Origin of the sequence: Desnuesiella massiliensis (assembly GCF_001403615.1) — a bacterium.
In the GTDB taxonomy this organism is placed as follows: Bacteria; Bacillota; Clostridia; order Clostridiales; family Clostridiaceae; genus Desnuesiella; species Desnuesiella massiliensis.
In genome coordinates, this window is the sequence record NZ_LN879445.1 from 1 (window position 1) to 1,235 (window position 1,235).

Here is a 1,235-nt window from a genome sequence, read left to right on the forward strand (position 1 = left end):
AAACCTCCTTGTGAATGGTTGCTTGTCACTTCCATTTAACCACAAGGAGGTTTTATTTTTCATTATTAAATTTCTACCAATTAAAATGTGTCAATATAAAATTATTTCTTTAATGCAACAGTAGAAGTAGCAGCCTCTTTTTTCATACAATATTTAAAAAATAAAAATTATTTTACAATAACCCGTAAACTTCTCCTCCAGTTGCATATTTAAGAGTTGTAACAAAAATTATGAAGATGGGGGAAGAAAGAAATGAACAAGATTGCACTTGTAAAGTTTGGGGAAAACCTGCTCCAGATGATAAAGAGCGAAGGCAGGGGAGGGGATGCTTCAATAAAGTCAATAAATGACTGCATCCTTGGTAATGCAATTATTAAGGTGGCAATTAGTGAAATTGAAAGCAGTGTGCTTCAGGTTATGGAAAGCATGAATGCTATGGCCAAGGAGAGGCTTCTTGTAAGAGGGGTGGATTTTAATACTATTATTGATGCTGATAGGGATTATGTTTTAAGGATAAATTATGGAAAATTTTTTGATAAGTTTATGGATTACTGTAAGGAAAGAGGGGTACCTCATCCTATTTTTACTCTTAAGGAATTTAAAACACTGCTTAGAACTCAAAGCTATTGCAAGGAGTATAACTGGCCTACACAGTTTTACTGCAAAGCTGAAAGCTATGTTTACAAAAAGCTGTACAGGGCGGCAATTTTGAAGATTCATGACTTAAAAGGCCTAGGAATAGATATTGATTATTTAATAGAGGAATAGGGGGAAGAATTTATGGCAAAGTATAGACAAATTCAAACTTGTTTTTGGAAGGATAGTTTTGTTACGGAGCTTACACCTGAGGAGAAGTTTTTCTATATGTATATTATGACTAATTCAAATACTACTCAATGCGGTATATATACCTTTATTATTAAATTTGCTGAAGTTGAGACAGGCTATAACAGTGATACTATTGAAAAACTGCTTAAGAAATTTGTGGAGTATGGAAAGATAAGTTATTGCAAAGAAACTAAGGAACTTATGGTTTTAAATTGGATAAAATACAATTTTGTAAATAATAAGGCTGTGATAAGCTGCATGAATAAGGAGCTTCAGCAGGTAAAGCATAAGCCTTTTATAAAAGCTCTATATAATATATGCCTTAAGAATGCTTTGCCAGTGGAGCAGATTTTTAAGGGCATAGCCTTAGATGAATTAGGAGCTGAAGACTTTAATTTACAAGAAAG

The 1,235-nt window shown here is 33.0% G+C and carries 1 protein-coding gene and 1 pseudogene; both read left to right on the top strand.

The window, feature by feature from the left end; all coding sequences use genetic code 11:
* Positions 1-252: 252 nt before the first annotated feature.
* A complete protein-coding gene (locus BN2665_RS00015; RefSeq protein WP_055665085.1) occupies positions 253-768 on the top strand; it encodes a hypothetical protein in 516 nt (171 codons plus the stop codon).
* A 12-nt stretch (positions 769-780) separates the two neighbouring features.
* A pseudogene (locus BN2665_RS00020) lies at positions 781-1,235 on the top strand (chromosomal replication initiator DnaA); the annotation flags it as partial.